At 62.8% G+C, this 17,105-nt stretch carries 17 protein-coding genes and 3 tRNA genes; 9 read left to right on the forward strand and 11 right to left on the reverse strand.

Translation table 11 applies throughout. From position 1 onward, the window contains the following. The first annotated feature begins 149 nt into the window (after positions 1-149). Positions 150-1,334, forward strand: a complete 1,185-nt coding sequence (locus QCE58_RS04810) for an OpgC domain-containing protein (protein ID WP_250520990.1) — start codon at positions 150-152, stop codon at positions 1,332-1,334. A gap of 21 nt (positions 1,335-1,355) precedes the next feature. Here the strand turns inward: QCE58_RS04810 and QCE58_RS04815 are convergent, their stop codons facing one another. Both QCE58_RS04815 and QCE58_RS04820 read right to left on the reverse strand, forming a co-directional pair. Beyond that, the gene (locus QCE58_RS04815; protein ID WP_250520991.1) at positions 1,356-2,660 is read right to left on the reverse strand and encodes an MFS transporter; all 1,305 of its coding nucleotides are present in this window, start codon (positions 2,658-2,660) and stop codon (positions 1,356-1,358) included. Positions 2,661-2,964: 304 nt separating this feature from the next. Further along, on the reverse strand, positions 2,965-3,444 hold the full coding sequence (locus QCE58_RS04820; protein WP_250439255.1) for a TonB family protein: 480 nt from the start codon (positions 3,442-3,444) through the stop codon (positions 2,965-2,967). 140 nt (positions 3,445-3,584) lie between these two features. On the opposite strand from QCE58_RS04820, the gene QCE58_RS04825 reads away from it, so the two are divergent. Continuing rightward, positions 3,585-3,743, forward strand: a complete 159-nt coding sequence (locus tag QCE58_RS04825) for a hypothetical protein (protein WP_008350949.1) — start codon at positions 3,585-3,587, stop codon at positions 3,741-3,743. A 78-nt stretch (positions 3,744-3,821) separates the two neighbouring features. Then, a complete protein-coding gene (locus QCE58_RS04830) occupies positions 3,822-3,992 on the forward strand; it encodes a hypothetical protein (protein WP_160172884.1) in 171 nt (56 codons plus the stop codon). A 14-nt stretch (positions 3,993-4,006) separates the two neighbouring features. Here QCE58_RS04830 and QCE58_RS04835 read toward each other — a convergent pair whose 3' ends face one another. The 6 genes from QCE58_RS04835 to rph form a co-directional block, all read right to left on the reverse strand. Further along, positions 4,007-4,324: a hypothetical protein gene (locus tag QCE58_RS04835; RefSeq protein WP_034471367.1), complete on the reverse strand. Its 318-nt coding sequence runs from the start codon at positions 4,322-4,324 to the stop codon at positions 4,007-4,009. A 356-nt stretch (positions 4,325-4,680) separates the two neighbouring features. Continuing rightward, a tRNA-Ser gene (locus QCE58_RS04840) sits at positions 4,681-4,770 on the reverse strand. 45 nt (positions 4,771-4,815) lie between these two features. Further along, on the reverse strand, positions 4,816-6,024 hold the full coding sequence (locus QCE58_RS04845) for an MFS transporter (RefSeq protein WP_175981895.1): 1,209 nt from the start codon (positions 6,022-6,024) through the stop codon (positions 4,816-4,818). An 11-nt stretch (positions 6,025-6,035) separates the two neighbouring features. Next, the gene (hemW, locus tag QCE58_RS04850; RefSeq protein ID WP_008350946.1) at positions 6,036-7,259 is read right to left on the reverse strand and encodes a radical SAM family heme chaperone HemW; all 1,224 of its coding nucleotides are present in this window, start codon (positions 7,257-7,259) and stop codon (positions 6,036-6,038) included. After that, positions 7,256-7,873 carry an RdgB/HAM1 family non-canonical purine NTP pyrophosphatase gene (gene rdgB / locus QCE58_RS04855; protein ID WP_008350944.1) on the reverse strand — a complete coding sequence of 206 codons (618 nt, stop codon included), beginning with the start codon at positions 7,871-7,873 and terminating at the stop codon, positions 7,256-7,258. Before rdgB ends, hemW begins: the two co-directional genes overlap by 4 nt. Continuing rightward, the gene (gene rph / locus QCE58_RS04860; RefSeq protein ID WP_250520992.1) at positions 7,866-8,624 is read right to left on the reverse strand and encodes a ribonuclease PH; all 759 of its coding nucleotides are present in this window, start codon (positions 8,622-8,624) and stop codon (positions 7,866-7,868) included. The genes rdgB and rph overlap by 8 nt, the downstream gene beginning before the upstream one ends. 244 nt (positions 8,625-8,868) lie before the next feature. Here rph and QCE58_RS04865 point away from each other — a divergent pair, with 244 nt between their 5' ends. The 5 genes from QCE58_RS04865 to QCE58_RS04885 all read left to right on the forward strand — a co-directional run bounded on the left by QCE58_RS04865 (position 8,869) and on the right by QCE58_RS04885 (position 13,799). Next, a complete protein-coding gene (locus QCE58_RS04865) occupies positions 8,869-9,819 on the forward strand; it encodes a YicC/YloC family endoribonuclease (protein ID WP_008350939.1) in 951 nt (316 codons plus the stop codon). A 9-nt stretch (positions 9,820-9,828) separates the two neighbouring features. Further along, complete coding sequence (gene gmk / locus QCE58_RS04870; RefSeq protein WP_008350937.1) at positions 9,829-10,503, forward strand: guanylate kinase; 675 nt, start codon at positions 9,829-9,831, stop codon at positions 10,501-10,503. A 69-nt stretch (positions 10,504-10,572) separates the two neighbouring features. After that, entirely contained in the window at positions 10,573-10,776 is a 204-nt protein-coding gene (gene rpoZ / locus QCE58_RS04875) for a DNA-directed RNA polymerase subunit omega (protein WP_006999799.1), read from the forward strand. Positions 10,777-10,848: 72 nt separating this feature from the next. Then, on the forward strand, positions 10,849-13,245 hold the full coding sequence (locus QCE58_RS04880) for a bifunctional (p)ppGpp synthetase/guanosine-3',5'-bis(diphosphate) 3'-pyrophosphohydrolase (RefSeq protein WP_008350928.1): 2,397 nt from the start codon (positions 10,849-10,851) through the stop codon (positions 13,243-13,245). 62 nt (positions 13,246-13,307) lie between these two features. Beyond that, the gene (locus tag QCE58_RS04885; RefSeq protein ID WP_008350926.1) at positions 13,308-13,799 is read left to right on the forward strand and encodes a phage protein NinX family protein; all 492 of its coding nucleotides are present in this window, start codon (positions 13,308-13,310) and stop codon (positions 13,797-13,799) included. Positions 13,800-13,860: 61 nt separating this feature from the next. On the opposite strand, the gene QCE58_RS04890 is transcribed toward QCE58_RS04885, so the two are convergent. Together QCE58_RS04890 and QCE58_RS04895 are read right to left on the reverse strand one after the other, a co-directional pair. Beyond that, positions 13,861-13,937, reverse strand: a tRNA-Arg gene (locus QCE58_RS04890). Positions 13,938-14,024: 87 nt separating this feature from the next. Beyond that, positions 14,025-14,101, reverse strand: a tRNA-Arg gene (locus QCE58_RS04895). 172 nt (positions 14,102-14,273) lie between these two features. On the opposite strand from QCE58_RS04895, the gene greB reads away from it, so the two are divergent. After that, positions 14,274-14,825, forward strand: coding sequence for a transcription elongation factor GreB (gene greB / locus QCE58_RS04900; RefSeq protein ID WP_008350924.1), 552 nt, complete (start codon positions 14,274-14,276; stop codon positions 14,823-14,825). Between the two features lie 71 nt (positions 14,826-14,896). Here greB and QCE58_RS04905 read toward each other — a convergent pair whose 3' ends face one another. Further along, complete coding sequence (locus QCE58_RS04905; protein WP_008350922.1) at positions 14,897-16,039, reverse strand: porin; 1,143 nt, start codon at positions 16,037-16,039, stop codon at positions 14,897-14,899. Positions 16,040-17,105 lie beyond the last annotated feature (1,066 nt).

The raw sequence follows: 17,105 nt of genomic DNA on the forward strand, positions 1-17,105 counted from the left end.
TTGCCGCCAGCTTGCCGACTGGCACCGAGTGTTAATTTAAATACTCGTTGATTAAGGGAATTTTCCTTTCGGAGCAGGTACAAACCGCGTATGTGCGCCAGCCCGTCCGGCGGCGCGCCGAAACCGCAGGTCCGTGGAGCATTCGCCAGATGACTTCCCCGACGACACGTTCTCTCGAAGTCGATTTCTTTCGAGGAATCGTGCTGCTCATTATCGCGGTCGACCATATAACGGGAAGCGTGCTATCGCGCTTTACGCTGCACCAGTATGCGTTTTGCGATTCCGCCGAAGTTTTCGTGTTTCTCGGAGGTTATGCGTCGGCGGCGGCTTATACGGCGCTTGCGACTCGCCGTAGCGATTCAGCCGCCCGCCGACGCTTTTTCAAACGCAGTTGGGAAATTTATCGCGCGTATCTGTTCACTGCGTTTCTGATGCTGGTCGGCGGCGCGATCCTGATGGCGCTTCAAGTCGACACGCCGATGGTCCAGTACACCGAGTGGCCGAACTTTCTCACGCGGCCGTTCGGCCTTGCGGTCGATATCGTGCTGTTGCGTCAGCAGCCGTATCTGTCGGCGGTTTTGCCGATGTATTCGGTGTTCGCGCTCGCAGTCCCGGCGATCGTGCCGCTCGCGCAGAAGAAACCCGTCATCGCCATTTTCGGCAGCCTGCTTGTGTGGCTCGCGGCCATGCCGCTGCTGCGCTTCCTGCCGGGCACATACGGCGAAGCGTGGTCGTTCAATCCGTTCGCGTGGCAGTTGATGTTCATGACCGGCGTGCTCGCGCGCGTGCAGCCGATCAGCGACGAATTCCACGCCGGCCGATTCGCGCGCTGGCTGACCGCCGGGGCGATCGCGCTGGCGCTGACCTTCGCGTTCGCCAAGCTCTTCCTCGAAACGCAGGCGCCGCCGGGATACATGAAGCAGAATCTCGCGACGCTGCGCATCGTGAGCTTCGCCGCCATCGCGTGGATCGTCGCGCGCGGCGTGTATGCGGGCTGGGTCGGCAAGCTCGCACGCAGGCTGCCGGGCGTCGTCACGATCGGCCAGCAGGGGCTCGTGTGCTTCATCGCGGGCACATGCGTGTCGCTCGTGCTCGATTCGGCGCTGCGCGCGATGGGCGTGCTCGGGCTCGGGCGGTATCCGTCGCACTGGATTCTGGGGCTGATCGCCGATGGCATCGCCATTGTCAGCCTGCTTGCGCTCGCGCGCTTCTGGGCGGATCGGAAGGCGGCGAAAGCGGCGAGTGCGAAGAGCGTCGAGCGGCCGGCGCCGCGTATGCCCGTCATCGAGGGCAGGCCGGTCCCGGCGCACGCCACGAACCGGCGCGATCGCTGAGCGCGCCGGTTTCTCTCGTGCTTACTCCAGCGTGATGTGGCGCGTCTCGCGCATACACAGCACGGCGATCAAACTCACCGCCGCAGCCGCCGACACATATCCGCCGACCCACGCGAGCCCGCCGCGATTGGCGAGCAATTGCGCGATGTACGGCGCCACCGATGCGCCCAGAATCCCGCCGAGGTTGTACGCGACGCCCGCGCCCGTGTAACGCACGTTGGTCGGGAAGAGCTCGGGCAGGAGCGCGCCCATCGGTGCGAACGTGACGCCCATCAGGAAGAGCTCGATCGTCAGGAAGAGCGCGACCTGGATCGTGTCGCCGCTGCCGAGGAGCGGAGACATCGCGAAGCCGGAGAGGATCGCCAGCAGACAGCCGACGATCAGCACCGGCTTGCGTCCGAAACGGTCGCTCGCGATCGCGGAGATCGGCGTGGCGAGCGCCATGAACACCACGGCGAGGCACAGAAGGCCGAGGAAGGTCTCGCGCGCGAAATGCAGTTTGGCCACGCCGTACGACAGCGAAAACACCGTCGAGATATAGAAGAGCGTGTAGCAGACGACCATCGCGAACGCGCCGAGCAGCGTCGGCACGAGATGGCGCCCGAGCAGCGTCGCGACCGGCACCTTGACGCGTTCTTCGCGCTCGACGGCCGCGCGGAACGCCGGCGTTTCCGCGATCTTCAGGCGCACGTACAGGCCGAGCGCGACCAGCACCGCGCTCACGATGAACGGCACGCGCCAGCCCCAGCTGCGGAATTGCTCATCGGAGAGCGAGAGCGCGAGACCGAAGAACAGACCGTTCGACGCGAGAAAGCCGATCGACGGCCCGAGCTGCGGAAACATGCCGAAGAGACCGCGTTTGCCCTTCGGTGCGTATTCGGTCGCGAGCAGCGCCGCGCCGCCCCATTCGCCGCCCAGCCCAATGCCTTGGCCGAACCGCAGGATGCACAGGAGGATCGGGGCCGCGCTGCCGATCGAATCGTAGCCGGGCACGAAGCCGATGAGCGTCGTCGAGAGGCCCATCACGAGCAGCGAGGCGACGAGCGTCGATTTGCGGCCGATGCGATCGCCGAAGTGTCCGAAGATGAACGAGCCGATAGGCCGCGCGAAGAACGCGATGCCGAAGGTGACGAACGCCGAGAGCGCCTGCGCGGCGGGCGAGTCGTGCGGAAAGAACACCGGTCCGATGACGAGCGCGGCGGCGGTCGCGTAGACATAGAAGTCGTAGAACTCGATCGCGGTGCCGATGAAGCTCGCGAAAATCACGCGGGAAGCGCTTTGGGATCCGTCGCCGGGCTTTGCGGCGGAAAGCGAGGGTGAGGCCATGTTGTCTCCGTTGTCGTGTTGCCTTGGTGCGAAGCATTGTCGCGCGCATCGCCGGGCAAGAGCGATCGGAATGACGAACGATGTCGTCGTTCCGGCGCGAGTCAGCTTTTTGTAGGGATTGCGATGCAATGGCGGGAAAGCCAGGGTTGGACGGCGCGTGAGTGGCGCGCGGTGTCGCGGCGCAGTTCGGCTGCGCTCGGGCGCTGCGCCGGACGCGCGGGGTGAGCGCGAGGCGCAGGCCACGCCGGAAGCGGGTCCGGCCGGGGTGCAAAAAATTATAACGAGCGTGCCGGCCGAGCGCCAATCAATCGATGGTCGTGGCTTGCGGCGAATGGGACGTCTGTAGCTGGAACTGGCCGTTGTCGTTGAACATCCAGCCTTCGAAAAGCTCCAGTTGGCCGTTGCCGTTCAAAAGGCGCGGGGGCGGCGCGGGCAGCGGCGATGCGCGGCGCAGCGAGGCGAGCGCGGTGGCTTCGGCTTCGTCATCGCCGTTGGTGCGATACACCGACGATTCGACGAGCCGCCCGCCGCGATCCACCGTAAACGACACGAGCACGAACGAGCGCAGCATCGCTTGCGGCGTGCCCTTCAGCACGAGCGACGGATTGCGCTCGAAGATGCGCTGCGCGATGCGCGCCTTGTACTCGTCGAGCGTTTGACCGGAGACGGCCGGCGCGGGCGCGCGCGCAGCCACGACGCTGGGGGGCGGGGTGATCGTGCAGGCGCTCATCGCCGACGCAAGGACGAGCGCGGCGGCGGTACGGCGAAAACGTGACGCGGACATCGCAACAATGGCGGGATGGCGTTACTTAAATGGTAGTCGCTGCAAAGGCCGTCAGCGAACCGAATTCGTGCGCCCGGACGCATTCAGGCGCGCGTTTTGCTGCCGATGCTTTCATTCGAAAGCACTTTAAGGAGGGCGCCATGAACAGCGAGACCAACCGTCCGGAAGACGGAAAGACGGCCGAGCACAGCGACAACGAGAAAAGCAAGCTGCCCGAGCGCGATGACGACAACCGCAAGCAAGGTCCGAACGACAGGCCGGGCAAGCAGTCGGGTGAGGGCGAGGCGCCGGTCGGCTGAGTCGTGCATGGCGTGTGCGGTATCGGCGGCGCGGTGCTAATGTGGAAAGGGGATGTCCCCGGATTTCGGGAGAATGCCATGACACGCAAGAACGATCCTGCGCCGTCGGGCGCGCCCGCAAGGAAGCAGCAACCGGCTTCCGCGGCGCATTCGAAGAGCGAATCGCAACGCGCCGCGCCCAAACAGGACGCTGCGAAGGCGGAGCCGGTTCCGCACGTCCGGCCGCCCGTCAGATCCGATGACAATTGAGCGTTCGGTTTCGATTATTCGGTGTAGGGCTTGACGAGTTCGGCGCAGCGCATCGGCGCGGCAGATCTGACCGCGCCGGTTTCGGCCGCGCGCGTTTCCACGCAGCGGTAGAGGCTATTGTTTTTCTGAAGCACGTAGGTGTCTTCGGGAAGGCCGGAGTTGCGCGCGGCCACGCTCGTTACCGCGACGATCCCATATCCGTTTTGAATCAGGTCGAAGAGCGTTGTTTCGGTCGCGCGCCATTGCGCGTTTGGCTGAGGCTGGGCATGCGCCGACAGGCTCACGGCGGCGATGCAGCCGACGAGGATGGGCATGATGCGGCCTGACTTCATGGGCGACTCTCCGCGTTGTGATCGATGAGGCGGTTAGATGGCGTTATGGCCGTAGTGTTCACGTCGATGTTTCTCGGGGCGTGGCATCGGACGAAAAAAAGCCTCGCGAGTGCGAGGCCCAAGTCCAACCTTTCCCATTGAAGACCTCCTTCGAATCGAGCATGGGGGGAACTCGGAAGGAGGCAGAAGGGAAGATACGTGGCTCCGGAGACGTCGGATAGGCGTTTTGTCTGAAATTGATGGTTCAGGATAGCGAAGCAACGGGCCAGCCTTGGCGCGTTCGAGCGCGTCGCGAAAACGGAGCGGCAAAAGACAAAGCCCCGTAAGCGTTTGAACTTACGAGGCTTGATTTGATCTGGCGGAGGCGGTGAGATTCGAACTCACGGAAGGATCGCTCCTTCGCCGGTTTTCAAGACCGGTGCCTTAAACCGCTCGGCCACACCTCCAGCAAGGCGCGTATTGTAGCGCAACTCGCAGCCGCGCAGGAACGCTCATCCTTCGAGCGATTTCGTCGCCTTGAGCGCGGGAAAAAGGCGCATCCACAACAGCGCGACGACAATCGTGCCGATTCCGCCGATCAGCACCGCCGGCACCGCGCCGAGCAGTCCCGCCGTCATCCCCGATTCGAACTCGCCGAGCTGATTCGACGTGCCGATGAACAGCGAATTGATCGCGCCGACGCGTCCGCGCATTTCGTCGGGCGTCTGCAACTGCACGAGCGACATCCGCACGACGACGCTGATCACATCCGACGCGCCCAGCGCCGCCAGCGCAATCAGCGACACGTAGATATTGCGCGACAGTCCGAAGACGATCGTCGCGATTCCGAACGCGATCACCCCGCCGAACAGCGCATTGCCCGCGCGCTGCCGCAGCGGAAAATGCGCGAGCCAGATCGATCCGGCCAGCGCGCCGGCCGCGGGCGCCGCGCGCAGAACGCCGAGTCCCCACGGTCCGGTATGCAGGATGTCGCGCGCGTAGACCGGCAGGAGCGCGGTCGCGCCGCCGAGCAACACGGCGAAAAGATCGAGCGACAGCGCGCCCAGAATCACCGGCTTGCTGCGAATGAAACCGATACCCGAAAAGAGCGCTTCGAACGAGAGCGGCGCGCGCATACGCACGGCTTCGTCGATTCTGATCGCGGCCACGGCGCACGCCGCGACGAGAAACGCGACGCTCACCGCGCCGTACACGGTCAGCGCGCCGAACCCGTAGAGCACGCCGCCCATCGCGGGACCCAGGATCTGCGCCGTCTGATTCGCCGACGTCGACCACGCGCTCGCATGCTGCAACTGATTGCGGGCGACGAGATTGGGCAAGAGCGCGGCCATCGACGGCGATTCGAACGCGCGCGCCGCACCCGTCACGGCGGCGATCGCGTAGATCGGCGCGACATCGTGCCAGCCGTGCCACGCGCCGAGACACAGCACGAGCGCGGCGATGCCCTCGATCGACTGGCACACGTACGCGATCACGCGTCTGTCGTAACGGTCCGCAACGTGCCCGACGACGAGCGTCAGCACGAACATCGGCAGGAATTGCGCGAGGCCGACGAGACCGAGCGCGTAGGCGCTATGCGTGATCGAATAAACCTGCCATCCGATCGCGACCGACATCATCTGAAACGCCACCGACGACATCACCCGAGCGCTCCAGAAAAGCGCGAACGGGCGATGCCGCATCACCGAGTTCGGCGCCATCGTCGGCGCGCTCAATTGTGCGGATCCTTCAAGAACAGTTCCTGGAGATCGTTGAGAAAGCGTTGGCCGAGTTCGGTCGGCGCAATGCGTTCGATGTCGCGCGTGATGAGCCCGCGTTTTTCCGCTTCGGCGAGCGCCGGCTCGATCGCGGACAGCGCCAGTCCCGTGCGCTCGACGAACGAATGCACCGGAAAGCCTTCGACGAGCCTAAGCGTGTTCAGCATGAACTCGAACGGCAGATCGCGCGGACCGACTTCGCGTTCTTCCTGGATCGCGGTTTCGGCCGGCGAAAGCGCGTGATCCATATAGCTCGAAGGATGCTTGAAGCGCGCCTGACGCAGAATCTTGGACGGAAACGACAGCTTCGTATGCGCGCCCGCGCCGATGCCGAGGTAATCGCCGAAGCGCCAGTAGTTCAGGTTATGCCTGCTCTGACGGTGCGGCTTCGCATACGCCGACACTTCGTAGCGCGCGTAACCGGCCTCGCGCGTGCGCTCGTGGATCCAGTCCTGCATGTCGGCGGAAGCGTCGTCGTCGGGGAGCGCGGGCGGGTATTTGGCGAAGACCGTGTTCGGCTCCATCGTCAGGTGATACAGCGACAGATGCGGCGGCGCGAACGAGATGGCCGTCTCGATATCGTGCTTGCACTCGTCGAGCGATTGCTGCGGCAGCGCGAACATCAGATCGAGATTGAAGTTGTCGAAGTGCTTCGCGGCGATCTCGACGGCTTTTTTCGCCTGCATCGCATCGTGAATGCGGCCGAGCGCCTTCAGATGCGCCTCGTTGAAACTCTGAATGCCGATCGACAAACGATTCACGCCGCTCGCGCGAAACGACGCGAACTTGGCCGCCTCGAACGTGCCGGGATTGGCTTCGAGCGTGATTTCGGCGTCGGCATCGATGGGCAGCAGCGCGCGCGCATCGGAGAGAAGGCGGTCCAGCCCTTTCGCCGATAACAGCGATGGCGTGCCGCCGCCGATGAAAATCGTATGCACCTGCCGTCCCCACACGAGCGGCAGCGCGCTTTCGAGATCGGCGCGCAGGGCATCGAGATAACGTTCTTCGGGAAACGTGTCGTCCTTCCACTCGTGCGAGTTGAAGTCGCAGTACGGACACTTGCGCACGCACCACGGGAAATGCACGTACAGCGAAAGCGGCGGCAGCGACGTCAGCCGGATGCTTCCCGGCGACGTGAACGCCTGCACGATGTTGATCGTCTTCGGTCCGGCGCTCACGCAAGTTCCTTCAGTCGTTGCAGTAACTCGCGCAACGCGAGCGCGCGATGGCTGAGCGCGTTCTTGCGCGCGGGATCGAGTTCGGCGGCGGTCGCATCGAGCGTCGGCAGGAAGAAGTGCGGATCGTAGCCGAAGCCATTTGCGCCGCGCGGCGCATCGATCACTTCGCCATGCCAGCGGCCTTCCGCGATGAGCGGCTCGGGATCGTCCGCGTGACGCACGAGCACGAGCACGCAGAAGTAGTAAGCGCGGCGATCCGTGTGCTGAGCGAGGTCGGCGACGAGCTTCGCGTTGTTCGCGGCATCGCTTTTGGCGCCGCCGCTCATCGACGCATAGCGCGCCGAATACACGCCCGGCGCGCCGTTGAGCGCGCGCACGCAAAGGCCGGAATCGTCGGCGAGCGCGGGCAGGCCGGTGAACGTCGCGGCGTGCCGCGCCTTCGCCAGCGCGTTCTCGACGAAGGTCGGATGCGGTTCGGGCGCTTCGGGCACGCCGAGTTCGCCCTGCGCGATCAGTTCGATGCCCGCCGCATCCAGCAGCGATGCGAATTCGCGCAGCTTGCCCGCATTGTTCGATGCGAGCACGACGCGCCCAAGACCATTGACGTCAGACACCGCGAATCCCCAGTGCTTCCTTCTGCTTCAGGATCAGCGCCTTGATGCCGCTGTCGGCGAGCGCGATCAGCTCGTTCATCTCGTCGCGCGTGAAGGGCGCGCCTTCCGCCGTGCCCTGCACTTCGACGAAGCCGCCCGCGCCCGTCATCACGACGTTCATGTCGGTATCGCATTGCGAGTCTTCGTCGTAGTCGAGATCGAGCACGGGCGAGCCTGCGAAGATGCCGACCGAAATCGCCGCGACGAAATCCTTCACCGGCGACTTCGCGATCCTGCCCGACGCGAGCAGTTTGCCGACCGCATCGTGCGCGGCGACGAACGCGCCCGTGATGCTCGCCGTGCGCGTGCCGCCATCGGCCTGAATGACGTCGCAATCGATATGCAGCGTGCGCGCGCCGAGCACGTCCAGATCGAACACCGAGCGCAATGCGCGGCCGATCAGCCGCTGAATCTCCTGCGTGCGGCCCGTCTGCTTGCCGCGCGCGGCTTCGCGGTCGCTGCGCGTGTGCGTCGCGCGCGGCAGCATGCCGTATTCCGCGGTGAGCCAGCCTTGCTCCCGGCCGCGCAGAAACTCGGGCACGCGCTCGGCGATGCTCGCCGTGCAGATCACCTTGGTATCGCCGAATTCGACGAGCACCGAGCCTTCCGCGTGCTTCGTGTAATGCCGCGTGATGCGTACGTCGCGCAGCTGATTCGCGCGGCGGCCGCTCGGACGCGGGGGAGAAGGCTTGAGCAGGGGAGAGTCGGTCATGGATGTCGGAAGAAGAGTGTGGAACCAGCAAACTGAGCGATTTTATCGTCATTCACTTTCAGGCGTTGCGCGTGCGCCATGCGCGCCGGTCCGCCGTCCGGGCGGCTTTCGCGGTAAAAATGGGATAATGCGGGTTCCTCGCCCGGCGGCCCAACGCAGGCCACTCACAGGCACTTTCGACAGCGCCGGGCGTTTCGTATCGAATGGGTCTTCGCAACGAAGGCTCTCTATCGCGAGACGTACCATGATCTACAGCATGACAGGCTATGCCAGCGCGACGCGCGAAGTCGTCGCGGATGGCGCGGGACCCAATGGCGCGGGCGGTTCGGGCGTCGGTGTATCGGTGGAATTGCGCACGGTGAATTCGCGCTTTCTCGACCTGAACTTCCGCATGCCCGAAGACGTGCGCGCGACCGAGCCGCAATTGCGCGAAATGCTGATGACCAAGCTCTCGCGCGGCAAGGTCGATATCCGCATCAACCTGAATCGCGTCGAGCAGACGGCAAACGCGGGCGCGCTCAATCGCGACGCGCTCACGCAGCTCGCCGCGCTCGAACGCGCCGTGCTCGATATCTTCCCCGACGCCGAGCGCATGCGTACCGGCGAAATCCTGCGCTGGCCCGGCGTGCTCGCGGAAAGCTCGGTGTCGCAGGAAACGTTGCGTGAGGCCGTGCTCGCGTGCGGCAAGCAGGCGATCGCCGATCTCATCGAAGTGCGGGCGCGCGAAGGCGCGGCGCTCGGCAAAGTGCTGATCGACAACGTGACGGAGATGGAAACGATCGTCGCGCGCATCACGCCGCTCGTGCCGGAACTCATCGCGAAGCATCAGCAGAAAATTGTCGAGCGGCTGCAGGACGCGCTCGGCATCGCGACGACCGAAGGCGGCGGCGCGGTCACGACGAGCGTGCCGCGCGAGGAAATCGCCGAGCGTATCCGCCAGGAAGTGACGATGTACGGCATTCGCATCGACATCGCGGAAGAATTGCAGCGTCTCACCGCGCATCTGAACGAAACGCGGCACGTGCTGCAAAAGGGCGGCAAGGTCGGCAAGCGTCTCGACTTCATGATGCAGGAGCTCAACCGCGAAGCGAACACGCTCGGCTCGAAGGCCGCCGCGAAGGAACTCGCCGACGCATCGATGACGCTGAAACTGCTCATCGAGCAGATGCGCGAGCAAGTACAGAATCTGGAGTAACGCAACATCATGCCGAATACCACGCATCGCTCGCACAGCCATTACACGGGCATCTATCCGGGCAACCTGTTCATGGTCGTAGCGCCCTCGGGCGCGGGCAAGTCCACGCTCGTGAACGCGCTGCTCGCCGAGGACAAGGACATTCTGCTGTCGGTTTCGTACACGACGCGCGAGGCGCGCTCGAAGGAAACCAATGGCGTGCAGTATCACTTCGTGTCCGTCGATGAATTCATGGAGCGGCGCGACAAGGGCGAGTTTCTCGAAAGCGCCGAAGTGCACGGCAACTACTACGCGACATCGAAGCTGTGGATCGCGGAGCAGATGAAGCAGGGCCATGACGTGCTGCTGGAAATCGACTGGCAGGGCGCGCAGCAGGTGAAGAAGCAGTTCCGCAATGCGGTGGAGATTTTCATTCTGCCGCCGTCGCTCGATGCGCTCGAAGACCGCCTCAAGAAACGTGGCCAGGATTCCGAAAAAGTGATCGTGCGGCGTCTGCTCGCGGCCGGCAGCGAGATGGCGCATGCATCGGAAGCGGAGTATGTCGTCATCAACGAGAACTTCGATCGCGCGCTTAACGAACTGCGCTGTCTCGTCGCCGCGACGCGCCTGCGCTTCACGTCGCAATACGCACGCAACACGCAGCTTTTCGTGGACCTCGGCATCCACTCCACGCCGCAAGCGTGACGCATTGCAGTGGCCGGGTCGATCGGTCACATAAGGTAGAATAAAACCCATATTCCGAAGGAAACAAACATGGCCCGCATCACTGTCGAAGACTGCCTGAAACAAATCCCGAATCGCTTCGAGCTCGCGCTTGCGGCAACGTATCGCGCGCGCCAGCTCGCACAAGGCCACACGCCGAAGATCGAAAGCCGCGACAAGCCGACCGTCGTCGCGCTGCGCGAGATCGCCGCGGGCCAGGTTGGCATCGAAATGTTGAAGAAGGTGCCCGTCTAAGGGCCGCAGTTCCACACGGTTTCATTTTTTGCAACCGACAACCCAGCGCGTCACGTCACCACGGAGGGGAAGATGAGTCAGACACCGTTGCCCATCTCCACCGCCGTGGATCCCGATATCGAAGTCGACGCCGACTCGATGCTCGATGCCGAAAAGCCGCACGCGGCGCGCAAGTACATTGACGCGGTTCTCGAACAATCCTTCCGCCATCTGTTCGGGCCGACCGCCACGCCGGAGCAGCCGCGCAAGCACGACGTCGTTTCAATCGCGAAACTCACGAACGCGCTCGCGAGCTACATCACTCCGGAAGAGATCAAGGAAGTCAAGGCGGCTTTCCACTTCAGCGACGAGGCGCACCTCGGCCAGTATCGGCAGAGCGGCGAGCCGTACATCACGCATCCGGTCGCGGTCGCGGAAATTTGCGCGGGCTGGAAGCTCGATGCGCAATCGATCATGGCGGCGCTGCTGCATGACGTGATCGAAGACCAGGGCGTGACCAAGACCGAAATCGCGGAGCGCTTCGGCGCCAAGGTCGCGGAACTGGTCGACGGCTTGTCCAAGCTGGACAAGATGGAATTCCGCAATCGCGAGGAAGCGCAGGCGGAAAACTTCCGCAAGATGCTGCTCGCGATGGCGCGCGACGTGCGCGTCATTCTCGTCAAGCTCGCGGACCGGCTGCACAACATGCGCACGCTCGGCGCGGTGCCGCCGGAAAAGCGCAGGCGCGTCGCGCGCGAGACGCTGGACATCTATGCGCCGATCGCGCATCGGCTCGGTCTGAACAATACGTATCGCGAGTTGCAGGATTTGTCGTTCGCGAACTTCAATCCGAATCGTTACGCGACGCTCGAAAAAGCGGTGAAAGCGGCGCGCGGCAACCGGCGCGAAGTGGTCGGCAAGATTCTCGAAGCGGTGCAGCGCACCATCGCGGATGCGAAGATCAACGCGGAAGTCACCGGCCGCGAAAAAACGATCTACAGCATCTACAAGAAGATGCGCGACAAGCAGTTGTCGTTCTCGCAGGTGCTCGATGTGTACGGCTTTCGGGTCGTCGTCGAGGGCGCGCTCGAATGCTATACGTGCATCGGCGCGCTGCATGCGCTCTACAAGCCCGTGCCGGGCAAATTCAAGGACTACATCGCCATTCCGAAGGTGAACGGCTATCAGTCCTTGCACACGACGCTGGTCGGCCCGTTCGGCGCGCCGATCGAGTTCCAGATCCGCACGCGCAAGATGCACGAGATCGCCGAGGCGGGCGTCGCGGCGCATTGGCTCTACAAGAACGGCGGCGCCGATCTGAACGACGTGCAGAAGCGCGCGCATCAATGGCTCAAGTCGCTGCTGGACATCCAAAGCGAGGCGGGCGACTCGAGCGAGTTCCTCGAACACGTCAAGATCGACCTGTTCCCGGACGCCGTCTACGTGTTCACGCCGAAGTCGAAGATCATGCCGCTGCCGCGCGGCGCGACGGCGCTCGACTTCGCGTATTCGATTCACAGCGACCTGGGCAACCAGTGCGTCGCGGTGAAGATCAACAACGAACTTCTGCCGCTGCGCACGGAGTTGAAGAGCGGTGACATCGTCGAGGTGATCACCGCACCGTACTCGAAGCCGAATCCCGCGTGGCTCGGCTTCGTGCGCACCGGCAAGGCGCGCTCGGCCATCCGTCACTATCTGAAGACGATGCGACTGAACGAGTCGGTCCAGTTGGGCGAGCGGCTCGTCGATCAGAGTCTCAAGGGTTACGGTCTCGCGCTATCCGACGTCACGCCGGAAGTATGGGAAAAGCTCGTGCTTTGGACCGGCAACAAGACGCGTCAGGAAATCTTCGCCGATATCGGTCTCGGCCGGCGCGTGGCGGCGGTCATGGCCAAGCGCATCGAGGTGCTGATGAACGGCATCGCCGATGACGAAGATCACCCGCATCGCGAGCATCACAACACGAATACCGCGCCGCCGGTCGTCATCACGGGTACGGAAGGCATGTCGGTGCAACTGTCACCGTGCTGCCGACCGATTCCGGGCGACGACATCATGGGCTATATCGGCATCGGACTCGGCATGGCCATCCATACGACCGAATGCCGCGTGGCGCAGCGCATCCATCGGCGCGATCCGGGCCGCTGGATCGACGTCGCGTGGGCGCCGCAGCCGGGCCGTCTCTTCGACGTCGCCGTCAAGGTGCTCGTGAAGAACACGAAGGGCGTGTTCGCGCGCGTCGCGGCGGACATCACGTCGGCGGACGCGAACATCGTGCATATCGCGATGGACGAAGACGTGTCGCAGGAAGCGAAGCTGCTGCGCTTCGTGATCCAGGTGAGCGACCGCGTGCATCTGGCGAACGTCATGCGCCGCGTGCGCACCAATCCGGACGTGATGCGCATCGCGCGCGAGCGTCCGAGCGACGAACCGCATCACCGCAATCAGGACGGCGGCATGCGCATCGACCGCGAGCGCGCCGACTACTGACGCGGCGCGGGTATGCGGCGTGCATGCCTGTCGTCGTTCGACGAACAGGAGAGAGCGCCGTAATGAACACATCCGATCTCGAAGGCGCCACGCTCGACTATTGGGTCGCGCGCGGGCTGCACGAATTCATCCGGGAAATTCACTTCACCGATAGCGGCGAGACGCTGTCCATTCGCGGCAACGATCGCGGCAAACCCTGGGACGGGCGTTTCCTGCCATCGACGTCATGGGATGCAGCGGCCGTGGTTCTGGAGCGCGCCTGCAAGCTCGAGATGCACGATCACGGGCGCGGGGAAGTGGTCTGCACCGTCACGTTCGGCAAGGACGGCAAACCCGTGGAAGGGCGCGGCGCGTCGCTACGCATCGCCTTGCTGCGGGCGTTCGTGCGGCATGCTTTCGGCGATGCCGTCGACGACGAATTCCCGCGCCGTTCTCAGACGCTGCTCGGCGCGCGGGCTGAGGCGATCGGGGAGTCGAGCGCGGTGGCTTCGGTGGAGGATGTGCCGAGGCCGGACCTGGGTATCGGCGATATCGGCTCGGTGCCGCGACAGTAGATTGCGCGCTACGGTCGGGACAAACAAAAAGGGCCTTCCGTATGGAAGGCCCTTCGAAAGATGGCGCGGCTGGCAGGATTCGAACCCACGACCCCTTGGTTCGTAGCCAAGTACTCTATCCAACTGAGCTACAGCCGCACGCAAAACGGTACAACACTATGTTACTTCAACGCGCTAATGGTTAAGCGCTTGATGACCTCGTCAGAGCGAGAACATCCGAAAAGGTGGCGCGGCTGGCAGGATTCGAACCCACGACCCCTTGGTTCGTAGCCAAGTACTCTATCCAACTGAGCTACAGCCGCACGCAGAAGCGGAATTATAGCCAAGCCGATTCTGAAAAGGAAGGGGTTTTGGCCAGAATTTCGAATTTTCTGTCGATGCGCCTCCGACGAAAGATGGCCTCGACGTGGTAAGTTGATGTTTCGAAAGCAAGTACATTCCGGAATTCGACATCAATCGGCAACGAGCGGCATCATGAACAAGGCATTTGTCAAAGAGTCGGACGACACCGACGACGACCTCGAACTCGGCCAGCCCGACGTCCCGGCGGGCACGAAGAACTACATCACGCCTCAAGGCCATCAGCGGCTGCGTGACGAGTTGCTGCAGCTTCTCGATACGGAGCGCCCGGAAGTCGTCAGGCTCGTTTCGTGGGCCGCTTCGAACGGCGATCGCTCGGAGAACGGCGACTACATCTACGGCAAGCGGCGGCTGCGCGAGATCGACCGGCGCATCCGCTTCCTGGGCAAGCGCCTGGATCTCGCGGAAGTGGTGGACAGCAGCAAGCAGGAGAATGTCGATCAGGTGTTCTTCGGCGCGACGGTGGACTACGCGGGCGACGACGGCGACGTGAAGACGGTGACGATCGTCGGCGTCGACGAAGTCGATCTGGATCGCGGCTACGTGAGCTGGATCTCGCCGGTCGCGCGCGCGCTGCTAAAGGCGAAGATCGGCGATACGGTGCCGTTGCACACGCCTGCAGGCATTCAGCAGATCGACATCCTGGACGTCCGATATCCACGCTGAAGCGACGCGCAACGACGAAAAAAAAGCCGCTCCGAAGAGCGGCTTTTCTACAGCGGGACTGCTTGTGAAGCTTAGAAGCGGTGACGCATGCCGACCGTCGCCGAAACCTGGTTGCCGTTCGACGACATACCAACGCCGTTGATCACCGCGCCGACCGGCAGGCCGTCCTGGTCGGTCATGTGCTGGTATTCGCCTTGCAGGTAGACGTCGGTGCGCTTCGACAGCGCATACGCCGTTTGCAGGCTGAACTGGTGGAACTTCGGCTTTTCGCCTTCGATACGGCTATCCGTGTACGTGTACGCACCTGCGATCGACAGAGCCGGCGTCAGGTTGTAGCGGCCGTTCACTTCGTAGTTCGTGAAGCGCATGCTGTCGCCGTTCAGCGCGATGTTGCCAGCGCCTTGCGAGCCGACGTTCGTCAGCTGCGTCGCGTTGTCGAGCATCGTCTGCGTGAACACGAAGCCGACGGTTGCCGGGCCGAACGCGTAGTTGATGCCGCCGCCGAAGATGCGCTGACGCGAAGCGACGAAAGGCGTGTTGTCGGTCGTGACCGCACCGGCCGTGTTGTTCGTCGGCGAGCCGACGTTGTTCAGTTGCATGTACGCTGCAGCAACGTTCAACGGGCCGTAGTTGTACGACGCGCCGACGCTGTACGCACGGTTATCCGCGAAACCGCCGGCTTCGTTCGAGAAGCCGTACATCGCGCCCATCTTGAAGCCAGCGTAGTTCGCGCTCGTGTACTTGACCGAGTTGTTGACGCGGAACGTGTTGTCGAGGTTGTCGTTGTCGAACGGGTGAGCGAACTGCGTGCCGCCGTATTGCGTGCCCGTCAGAGCCAGAGGCCCGAGGAAGTCGACCACGGAGTCGTATTGACGGCCGAGCGTGATCGAGCCGAACTGGTTGCTCGACAGACCGACGAACGCCTGACGGCCGAACTCACGACCGCCCTGGCCGTTCGTGCCGTTCATGATGTTGAAGCCGTTTTCCAACGTGAAGATCGCCTTCAGGCCGCCACCGAGGTCTTCCGAACCACGCAGGCCCCAACGGCTGCCGTTGACCGAACCGCTCGTCGCCTTCCAGTTGCTGTGGCCTTGCTGGTTGTTCGTGTAGGTGATGCCCGCATCGATCAGGCCGTACAGCGTGACGCTGCTTTGCGCATGGGCGGCGGTAGCAAAAACGCCCGACAGGGCGGCGACCATGAGAGTCTTTTTCATCTTTGTAACTCCGAGAGCAGATAGGGCCGGGGACCCAGGCTTTGAGGAAACCTCGCTCCGGCGCGCTGCGAGAGGCGCGGGCGGAGGAGCAATGGATCGGCGTCACCGACACATTTGTTTCCGGACCAGACGAAGTGTAAAGACGGTGTTACAGCGCAAGGCGTTCCAATTTCCACAATAAATCATTGTGGATGCGGCAATGATCGATGGAACGCGTATTTTTCTTTATATACAAGGGTTTATCCGCGAATAAAGTCGTAAGAGATGCGGTGTCAACCAAATGACGTTGCGCATGCGCGACACGATTGCCGCAAGAAAACAACGGGAAACTTCTGGAAATTCGATTGTTGAGATATTTGAAACAGAAGTTTGCTGCTTTTGCGGGTAATGAATGCGGGCCGCATCGTTATACTTTCGTCTCTGCTTTCCGAAGCAGACTTTTTCGTTGACGGAAAAAGATCTCCAAACTTTGTCAGCGCGACTTCCCGGTCGCGCTTTTTTTTTGCCCGGAGCCTTGTGGGACTTGGGTTCGCGTCCGCGTCGCGGAAGCTTCTAAGCGGCCGCGGCGCGCAGTAAGGAAGACGCGACGAGCGTTTGGCATCATCGCTCGAATCGGTCGAGCGGAATCATCGCCGATTTGTTTCATTACATTTAAGTTGCGACTTAGTTTGCAGGCCGGTTAATGTCGGAGAATCGGGCAAGACGAAAGGCGCTGACGATTAATATAATGCTCTGTGCAGCCCGGAGGCACTAAAGTCTTAATATCGTTCGGTATAGGAGAAGCCGCGTTGCGTCGCTGTTCTTTTTCGCCGATAAACCGTGCTTGCGCTATTTTCATTTAATGCGGACCGATTAACTAAGCGAGAAAACGGTCAGCGCCCTAAATGGACGCTGGCGGGCGGCAGCCACGGGCGAGCGCGGCGCAACGGCCCTCGCCCAAGCCTCGCAAGGTTCGCCTTCCTGCGGCTCAGCGAGCCGCGACGGCCGCAAACTCGTATCCTTGATAATCCGGAAATGCTTTTAAGGGTTATCCGCCATTGCGATGCGTTAAATTCAGCATCGGCTT

Source organism: Caballeronia sp. LZ028 (genome assembly GCF_031451415.1).
In the GTDB taxonomy this organism is placed as follows: Bacteria; Pseudomonadota; Gammaproteobacteria; order Burkholderiales; family Burkholderiaceae; genus Caballeronia; species Caballeronia zhejiangensis.